This is a genomic window from Halochromatium sp., assembly GCF_046541315.1.
In the GTDB taxonomy this organism is placed as follows: Bacteria; Pseudomonadota; Gammaproteobacteria; order Chromatiales; family Chromatiaceae; genus Lamprobacter.
The window spans coordinates 1-8974 of sequence record NZ_JBKHDN010000112.1 but is presented as its reverse complement, the minus strand read 5'-3'; the positions used below and the strand labels follow the sequence as shown (position 1 = coordinate 8974).

Annotated in this window: 8 protein-coding genes; 5 read left to right on the top strand and 3 right to left on the bottom strand. The window is 66.6% G+C overall.

Going from position 1 to position 8974, the window contains the following annotated elements; all coding sequences use genetic code 11:
• The 3 genes from ACLFQI_RS08735 to ACLFQI_RS08725 all read right to left on the bottom strand — a co-directional run.
• Window positions 1-1736 (bottom strand): SufS family cysteine desulfurase (locus ACLFQI_RS08735; RefSeq protein WP_410758550.1); only part of this gene is annotated, 1736 nt, incomplete at its 3' end.
• A gap of 335 nt (window positions 1737-2071) precedes the next feature.
• Window positions 2072-3931: an Hsp70 family protein gene (locus tag ACLFQI_RS08730; RefSeq protein ID WP_410758549.1), complete on the bottom strand. Its 1860-nt coding sequence runs from the start codon at window positions 3929-3931 to the stop codon at window positions 2072-2074.
• Window positions 3928-4656 (bottom strand): DUF2760 domain-containing protein, encoded by a 729-nt coding sequence (locus tag ACLFQI_RS08725; protein WP_410758547.1) that lies wholly within the window; start codon window positions 4654-4656, stop codon window positions 3928-3930. Before ACLFQI_RS08725 ends, ACLFQI_RS08730 begins: the two co-directional genes overlap by 4 nt.
• Window positions 4657-4836: 180 nt before the next feature.
• Between ACLFQI_RS08725 and ACLFQI_RS08720 the strand changes: the two genes are divergently transcribed.
• The 5 genes from ACLFQI_RS08720 to ACLFQI_RS08700 all read left to right on the top strand — a co-directional run bounded on the left by ACLFQI_RS08720 (window position 4837) and on the right by ACLFQI_RS08700 (window position 8971).
• The gene (locus ACLFQI_RS08720) at window positions 4837-5097 is read left to right on the top strand and encodes a DUF2934 domain-containing protein (protein ID WP_410758545.1); all 261 of its coding nucleotides are present in this window, start codon (window positions 4837-4839) and stop codon (window positions 5095-5097) included.
• Window positions 5098-5362: 265 nt separating this feature from the next.
• A complete protein-coding gene (locus tag ACLFQI_RS08715) occupies window positions 5363-5929 on the top strand; it encodes a NapC/NirT family cytochrome c (protein ID WP_410758543.1) in 567 nt (188 codons plus the stop codon).
• Window positions 5930-5985: 56 nt separating this feature from the next.
• Window positions 5986-6927 (top strand): ankyrin repeat domain-containing protein, encoded by a 942-nt coding sequence (locus ACLFQI_RS08710; protein ID WP_410758542.1) that lies wholly within the window; start codon window positions 5986-5988, stop codon window positions 6925-6927.
• 115 nt (window positions 6928-7042) lie between these two features.
• Window positions 7043-7672, top strand: a complete 630-nt coding sequence (locus tag ACLFQI_RS08705) for a c-type cytochrome (RefSeq protein WP_410758540.1) — start codon at window positions 7043-7045, stop codon at window positions 7670-7672.
• 6 nt (window positions 7673-7678) lie between these two features.
• Complete coding sequence (locus ACLFQI_RS08700) at window positions 7679-8971, top strand: FCSD flavin-binding domain-containing protein (RefSeq protein ID WP_410758538.1); 1293 nt, start codon at window positions 7679-7681, stop codon at window positions 8969-8971.
• Window positions 8972-8974: the final 3 nt, after the last annotated feature.

Genomic DNA, 8974 nt, shown 5'->3' with positions numbered 1-8974 from the left:
TGAGCATCCAGCCCGATGCGGTCGAAGAAGGCGTCCAGATCGAAGGCGAGGATCGCCGCCGCGCGCTGGCCCGAGCAGAGCTGTTCGAGCACCGCGATCAGCCCGCGCACGATGCTGGCATCGCTGTCGGCGAGGAACTCGATCACGTCCTCGGTCCCCGGCTTGATCCGGGTCGCCAGGTACACCGTGCTCTGGCAGCCTTCCACGCGGGTCGCGTCGGTCTTCATCGCCGCCGGCATCGGTGGCAACCGCTCGCCGAGTTCGATCAGGTACTGGTGACGCGTCGGCCAATCCGGCAGCAGCTCGAAGTCCTCGGCGAGGACATCCGCCGCCGCCTCGGGCGAGTCGGCAATCGCGCCCGGATAACTGGGCTCATCGGCATCGCGGGCAGCCTGAGCCGATGGTCGCGCGCCTGCCGCCGGGGTCGGCACCGGTTCCGGCTCCGGGGCCAACGCCCGTCCCGCCGGGGCCTTCGCCGCGGACATTGGCCCAGCCGCCGCTTCGGCCGTCGTGCGCGCGCGCTCGACGATCTCGCCGAGCGCATCGGCCAGTTGATCGATGTCGTCGCGATTGTTGTACAACGCCAGCGAGGCGCGCGCGGTGGCGGCCACGCCAAGCCGTTCCATCAGCGGTTGACAGCAATGATGGCCAGTGCGGATGCAGATCCCGCGCAGGTCGAGCTGGGTGCCGATGTCGAGCGTGGAGAGCGGCGGATCGGTGAGCACGAACGACAGCACCGCGCTTTTCCGCGCCGCCGTGCCCTTGAGCACCAGCCCGGGGATGGCGCGCAGCCGCTCGCTCGCATACGCCAGCAACTCCTGTTCATAGGGACCGATCCGCTCAAGCCCGAGCGCCTCGATCCAGCGAATCGCCGCGCCCAGCCCGATCGCGCCGGAGATGTTCGGGGTGCCCGCCTCGAAGCGGTTCGGCAGCCCGGCATAGGTGGTTCCCGCGAAACGGACCTGCTCGATCATGTCGCCACCGCCTTGATAGGGCGGCATGGCTTCAAGCAGGTGACGCTTACCGTACAGCACCCCAATCCCGGTCGGACCATAGAGCTTGTGGCCGGAGAAGGCGTAGAAATCGGCATCCAGGGCCCGCACATCGGTGCGGCCGTGGGCGACCCACTGGGCACCGTCGATCAGCGCCAGCGCGCCGGCGGCATGGGCCTCGGCGATGATCTCGCGCACCGGGTTGATGGTGCCGAGCGCGTTCGAGACATGGTTGACCGCGACCATCCGCGTGCGTGGCGAGAGTAGGCGCCGGTAGGCGTCCAGATCCAACTCGCCGGCCTCGGTGATCGGGATGACCTTGATTTGCGCGCCGCTGGCCTGCGCCGCGAGCTGCCAGGGCACGATGTTGGAGTGGTGTTCGAGCGTCGAGAGGATGATCTCGTCGCCGGCGCGCAGATTGGCCCGCCCCCAGGTCGCCGCGACCAGATTGATCGACTCGGTGGTGCCACGGGTGAACAGACATTCGGCCGGCTCGGCGGCGTTGATGAGGCGGGCCACGGTCGCGCGCGCCGCCTCGTAGTCGCGGGTCGCGGCCTGCGAGAGCTGATAGACCGCGCGATGGATGTTCGCGTGCTGACAGCGATGATACGCGGCCACCGCGTCGATAACCGCCGTCGGCTGCTGGGTGCTGGCGGCGCTGTCGAGAAACACCAGCGGCGGCGTCCGGTCCGCTTGGTTCAGGATCGGGAATTGGGCGCGAATCGCAGTGGGGTCGAACGGCATCGGTGACCTCGGCGTTCGGCATGCTCCAAAAACGACCGATGTGGGGCGTTGTGCAGAATCTTAAAGGGCACGGTGGTCAGGGTGCCGGACCGCGGCCAGCGTTCGAGCGCCATCTCGCACCTGGCGAGCGCCGGTTCGCCATCCCGCGATGGGCGCTCGCGGTGTTGCTCGCGGCTTAAGGCGATTTCTGTCAAAGCGCATACCGCCTTGCGGGTCTTTTCGCTCGCCTTCTTCGTCGCGGCGCCGGTCACAGAGCCCGGCGATGCTCCCGGCGACGCTCCTCGAAGGCCAACGAACATCCTGCGCCATTCGGGATGAGCGTTTCCGGCAATCGCCTAACCGCTGCTCGAGCCGCGCGTGTTGAACGACACCTTCCAGGCCGGCGTCTCGTCGCCGCTATGGGCATGCGTCGAGATCGCGGTCAGCTCCAAGGTCCCGACCTCGGACACCGCAGCCTGGAGCCGCACCGGCACCACCTCGCTGCGCTTGAGTTTGTCGGCGGGCAGGTTGGTCTGGATCTCCTCCATCTCCTCCAGCTCGTCCTCGGACCACTCCTCGAGCAGATCCCCGACCCGGTCCTCGCGCCGGACGCTGGAGCCGAAGAACCGGAACCGCACCGGCTCGCCGACCACCAGCCCGAATTCCTGCGGCGGCATCACCGGCTCGCTGCCTTCCTCGAGGCCGAACGGCACCACGCAGAGCGCGTGCAGTTCCGGCTCCATGCCGGGGATCGCTGGCATGCTGCGCTCGATGCCGACATAGTACGAATGCGAGGTGCCACCGCGGATACGCACGCCGCCATGGGTGCGTGCATAGGCATAAAAGGCCGCGCCACGCGCCACGGCGAGATCCATGTCGTGGGCACCGAGCAGCCGGGCCGGGGGCGCATCCTCGCCGGCCAGCCATTGATTGAGCACATGCAGCACCCGATCGCGCAGGATCTGGGCATTGAAGACGCCGCCGTTGAAGAGCACGGCGGTGGGATGCAGGAAGCTGGCCCAATGGGCGTGCTCGACAAAGCCTTCCAGGTCTTCGGTCGCGCCCGCCTGCTTGCCCAGGAAGGCCGCCAGATGGCGCGTCACCGCCGGATCCTGGGCGAACGGCAGGCCGACCTTGGTGAGTGCGCCCCGCGCGCGCTGGGCCGGGCGCTCGTCGACCGAGACCTCGGGGAAGAAGCCATTGATCAGCGTGGTGGTGACCTCGTCGTGGGTCAGCTCGGTGCGAATCGAGCCGCCGATCAGCTTGGCGCCCCGGCTCGGCACCACGATCGGATAGGATGCCAGATCGGCATCGGCCAGCAGCGCCTCCTTGGCCTGGCGGCAACCGTGGGTGAGCGCCTGCAGTTGCCAGCGATCCAGCTCGACACCGTTCTTCTTCAGCTTTTGCTTCACCACATGGGCCAGGGTCAGGTCCATGTTGTCGCCACCGAGCAGGATGTGCTCGCCGACCGCGACCCGGGTCAGCTCCAGCGCGCCCTCCTGTTCGGTGACCGCGATCAGCGAGAAGTCCGAGGTGCCGCCGCCGACATCGACCACCAGGATGATGTCGCCAATCTTCACGTCGTGACGCCAGCGCCCGACGCTGTCGTTGACCCAGCTGTAGAGCGCGGCCTGCGGCTCCTCGAGCAGCACCAGGCGCTCGATGCCGACCGCCTTCGCGGCCTCGGCGGTGAGCTCGCGCGCGGCCGGGTCGAACGAGGCCGGGACGGTGACGGTGACATCCTGATCCTCGAGCGGATCATAGGGATGGGACCCGTTCCAGGCCTCGCGCAGATGGCTCAGATAGAGCATGCTGGCCTCGAAGGGCGACAGCTGCGGCACCTCGGCCGGCACCTCGGGCGGCAGGATCGGCGCCTTGCGATCGACATCCGGGTGGCAGAGCCAGCTCTTGGCGCTCGCCACCAAGCGGATCGGCGTGGTCAGCCCCTGCCGCCGCGCGTGCTCGCCGATGACGCGCGTCGGGTCACCGCCCCAGGGCAGGGTCAGATCGCCCTGTTTGTGCTCGTCCGGGTGCGGCAGGTAGAGAAACGACGGCAGCAGCGGACGCTCCTCGACCGAGCCGGCTGCGGTCAGCTGCGGAATCGCCAGGATGCGCTGCTCGACCTCCTCGCCCTCGCATTTCGCCGTCTCCACGTAGGAGAGTGCCGAGTGGGTGGTTCCAAGATCGATACCAATGGCATAACGTGCGGCGCTCACAGCTCCACCTCCGCCGGGGCCAGGATGCGGACATCGCGACTGCTCGCCACTTGCGGCAGCCGCACCTCGAGCGCGCGCCAGCCGCGATGCACCAGCGCGCCAGTGAACGGTGGCTCGCCGACGACTTGGCCGGTGGGTCGCTCGGCGGCGGGATCGAAGCCCTTTTTCAGGGTCACCTGGCTGCCCTCGGGCTCGTCGCGCACGGGCGCGATACTGAGATGTTCCTTGAGCACGCGCTGGCAGCCGTCATGCACGACCCGCGCCGCCGCGCCAACCTCCTGGTCCGAGTAACCGGCGACCTGCTCCTGGAGGAAATCCAGGAACCGCCCCTCCTGTTGCAATAACGACAGCAACACCAGCGCCGAGTCGGGGCCGGATTCCTGCAACACCGCCGCCGGCGCCGGTGGCGCCTTGGCGGGCGCGGGGCTAGAGGCGCCGTCGATGTAGACATCCGTCAGGCGTTGCGCATAATCGGCACTGAACAAGGCCCGGGCGAAGCTATAGGAGGCGATCGGTAGCCGTTTCAGCACGATCCAGGTCGCGCGCGCGGCGATCGCGAGCCAGTCACGCGCCAGCTTCCAACCAGCGGCAGCGAGTCGCGTGAGTTCGCGCGCGGCGATCCCTAGCCAATAAAGCGCCAGTTTCCAACCGGCGGCGGAGAGTCGCTTGACGTCCTGCAACAGCGGTTGCAGCCGCTGCCACAGCGACGGCTTCTCATCAGTCATCTGCACGGTCCTCTTCTCGGGCATAGTGGTCATGCGTGATCAGCGCGCCATAGTACCGCGCCGACTCGATGCACATCATCCATAATGACGCGGGGCGACGCCATCGGGCCGGCATCCACCTGAGGATCCGCCCGCGACCCGTCGCCGTTCCTTGGGAGCCATTCACAGCACGGGGCCGAGATGACCGAAGAGAGCCGCGAGCAGACGCCGATGGCGGTCAGCGCCGAGGAGCGCAGCGAGATGATCGCCGTGGCCGCCTACTACCTCGCCGAGCAGCGCGGCTTTAGCGCGGACGGCGCCATCGACGATTGGCTCGAGGCCGAGCAGCGGATCGACCGCCTGCTCGAAGCCATGCGCGGCCGGGGCATCTCGCGCTCGCAGTTCGAGCGCGCTGGACTGCGCAATGCCTTGCAGCTGTGGGACGCGGAGCCAGGCAACTGACCGTCCTGGCTGGGCGCGGCGACAGCCGCACGGCGATCGACGATGGCCAGGCGCGGAGGCAGCACCGCGCTTGGGCGCGCGGCGGCTTGGCAATGGCCGTCCGGATACCGTAGTATCCGCTCGTAGACAATAATCAATGATCCGATCAGCGAGCCGGCTCTGCGCGAGACCGGCTCCTGAAGCCGGGACCCAGGCGGTCGACCCCTCAACCGCTCGCGTCCGCAGGCGATTCGATGACCGATTACCACTAGCTGCGAGGGTTCACATGCCTACCCCAAAACGGCAAGACGAGGCGAAACCGATCTGGCGCCGACGGCGCGTGGCGATTCTGCTCGTCAGCGCGCTCTTTGTCGCCGGTATCGGCTTTTCAGCGCTCTTCAATGCCAGCATCGCCTACACCAACGAGATGGAATTCTGCGTCTCCTGTCACACCATGGAGACGGTCTACGAGGAGTACCAGGAGAGCCTGCACTTCCGCAATCAGTCCGGGGTCCGCACGACCTGCTCGGATTGCCATGTGCCAAAACCCTTCATCCCGAAGGTGGTCACCAAGACCATTGCCGCCAAGGACGTCTATCACGAGATTCTCGGCACCATCGACACCGATGAGAAGTTCGAGGCTCGCCGCTGGGAGATGGCCTCGCGGGTGTGGGCGAAGATGGAGCGGTCCGATTCGCGCGAATGCCGCCGCTGTCACCAACTCGATAGCATGGATCTCTCCGAGCAGGGTCGCACGGCGCGCCGACGGCATGCCAGTGCCGAGGAACGCGGCCAGACCTGCATCGAGTGTCACAAGGGCGTCGCGCATGATCAGCCGCTCAAACCGAGATGACTGAGGGTCTCGCGGCGAGGTTCTGCGGCCGCGTTCCACATTGAGGAGGCTCCAGCATGCCGACCAAGTTCGCTTTCGCATCCATCGTCGCTGTCGCCCTGTTCGTCGCCGCGCCCGCCTTTGCCGGTGACGAGCTTGATCGCGAGCTGCGGCTCACGGCGACCATCGGCGACACGCAGGCGGTGTCCGATCTGCTCGATCGGGGCGCCGACGTCAACGCCAGCAGCGCCTTCGGCAAGACCGCGCTGATGATGGCGGTCGAGGAGGGCAACCTGGAGACCGTCGCCCTCCTGCTCTCGCGCGGCGCCGACGTCAACGCGCGCACCACCGCCGGCTGCACCGCCCTGACCTTCGCCGCCGAGAACGGCCATTACGGCATCGCCGCACTGCTGATCGAGCGCGGCGCCCATGTCCACGACCGCACGCGCGCCGGCTGGGATGCACTGATGATCAGTGCCCGCTATGGCCTGACCGAGATCGTCGAGCAACTCCTCTATCGCGGCGCCGACCCCAAGGCCGGGGACAAGGACGGCCGCACCGCGCTCATGCAAGCGGCCGCCAAAGGTCACCCCGAGGTCGTCTCGTTGCTCGCGCGTCAAGGCGCCGATGTCGACGCGCGTGACAACGAGGGCTCGACGGCGTTGATCATCGCCGCCGATCACGGGCATCTGGACGTCGTCGAGACGTTGCTCGCGTTGAACGCGGAGATCGATGCCCGCGATGAGGTCGGCGCCACGGCGCTGATCTGGGCCGTCAATCACGGCTTCGACGAGATCGCGACGACCTTGCTGCGACAGGGCGCCGATCCAAACCTGCAAGATAGCGACGGCCGCACGGCGCTGATGGAGGCCGTCAGCCGCCATCACAACGAGACGATCGGCCCCCTGCTCGAGCATCGCGCCAACCCGGCGCTCAAGGACACCCAGGGACACACCGCCGCCGACCTCGCCCGCGCCACCAACAACACCGAGGCAATCGACATCATGGGGCAACCATAGGCACGCGCCCGCCTCGCGCCTCGACCAGGATGCGCGAGACAAGGCGACCAGGGCCTTGTCTCGGCATACCGGGACGGAGAACGACTCCGCTCGCACAACACCAATAGGAGGAAGCATGGCCAAACACGCATTCACACTGGCTCTTGTAGGCGGGGCGCTCGCCCTCGGCCTGTCGTCCGGCGTCACCGCCGGCAATATCAAGAATATCGCGACCGGAAAGATGCTCGTGGATACCTGCGCGGGCTGTCACGGCACCCATGGCAACAGCGTGGGCCCGGCCGCGCCGAGCATCGCCGGCATGGACCCGCTGGTCTTCGTCGACATGATGATCGCCTTCCAGGAAGACGACACCTACTCGACCATCATGGGCCGCATCGCCCGCGGCTATAGCGAGGGCGAGCTGATCGAGATGGGCACCTACCTCAAGCAACAGCCATTCGAGCCGGTCGCGCAAAGCTATGACGAGTCGCTGGTCGCCGACGGCGATGCCTACCACGAGAAGTTCTGCTCCAACTGCCACGAAGAAGGCGGCAAGGCGCTCGCCGATGTCGAGGATTACATCATCCTCGCCGGCCAGTGGACCCCGTACCTCAAGTACGCCATGGAAGACTTCCTCGAAGATCGTCGGATGACGCCGAAGAAGATGGCCCGCAGCCTCGAACGGATGTTCGAAGATCATGGCGAGGAGTCTCTCGATGCCCTCTATGCCTACTACGCCAGCCAGCAAGACTACAAGCAGGAGTGAGTGCAGATGACCATGAATCGACGTGATTTCGTCAAGGCCACCGGGGCCGTCGCGGCGGTCGGTGCGTTCGGGTTCCCGCACATCGCCCGCGCCCAGGACAAGAAGGTCGTCGTCGTCGGCGGCGGTACCGGTGGCGCCACCGCCGCCAAATACATCAAGATGGCCGACGAGAGCATCGACGTCACCATCGTCGAGCCGAACAAAACCTATTACACCTGCTACATGAGCAACGAAGTGCTGGGCGGCGAGCGCAAGCTCGAATCGATCCGTCACGGCTACGACGGCTTGAAGTCGCTGGGCATCAACCTCGTGTTCGAGAAGGCCACCGCCATCGATCCCGAGAAGAAGGTCGTCAAGACCGAGAGCGGGCAGGAGCTGGCGTACGATCGCGCCGTGGTCGCGCCCGGCATCTCGCTCCTCTATGACAAGATCGAGGGCTATAGCAAGGAAGCCGCCGAGAAGATGCCGCATGCCTGGAAGGCCGGCGAGCAGACCCAGCTCCTGCGCGACCAACTCGAGGCGATGGACGATGGCGGCGTGGTCGCGATCGCCGCGCCATCGAACCCCTTCCGCTGCCCGCCCGGCCCTTACGAGCGCGCGAGCCAGATCGCGATGTATCTGAAGGAGGCCAAACCGAAGTCGAAGGTGATCATCCTCGACAGCAAGCAGGCCTTCTCCAAGCAGGGCCTGTTCACCCAGGGCTGGGAACGTCTCTACGGCTTCGGCACCGAGGATGCCTTGATCGAATGGCAGCCTGGCCCCGACGCCGAGGTCAGTCGGGTCGATCCCGAGACGATGACGCTCTATACCACCTTCGACGAGATCCAGGCCGACGTGGCCAATGTCATCCCGCCGCAGGCGGCCGGTCAGATCGCGCTCGACGCCGGTCTTGCCGACGACAGCGGCTGGTGCCCGGTCGATAAGAAGACCTTCGAGTCGACCCTGCACAAGGGCATCCACGTGATCGGCGATGCCTGCATCGCGACGGCGATGCCGAAATCGGCCTACTCGGCCAACAGCCAGGGCAAGGTGGCCGCCGCTGCGGTGATCGCCATGCTCAATGACGAGGAACCCGGCATTCCGGCCTACGTCAATACCTGCTACTCGATCATCGGCAAGGACTACGGCATCTCGGTCGCCGCCGTCTATCGCCTGAGCGAGGATGGCTCGACCATCGCCAGCGTCGAAGGCTCGGGCGGCTTGACGCCCTCCGACGCCCCGGATTTCGCGCTCGAGCGCGAGGTCCAGTACGCCTACAGTTGGTACAACAACATCGTCGCCGATAGCTTCGGCGGCTAGACC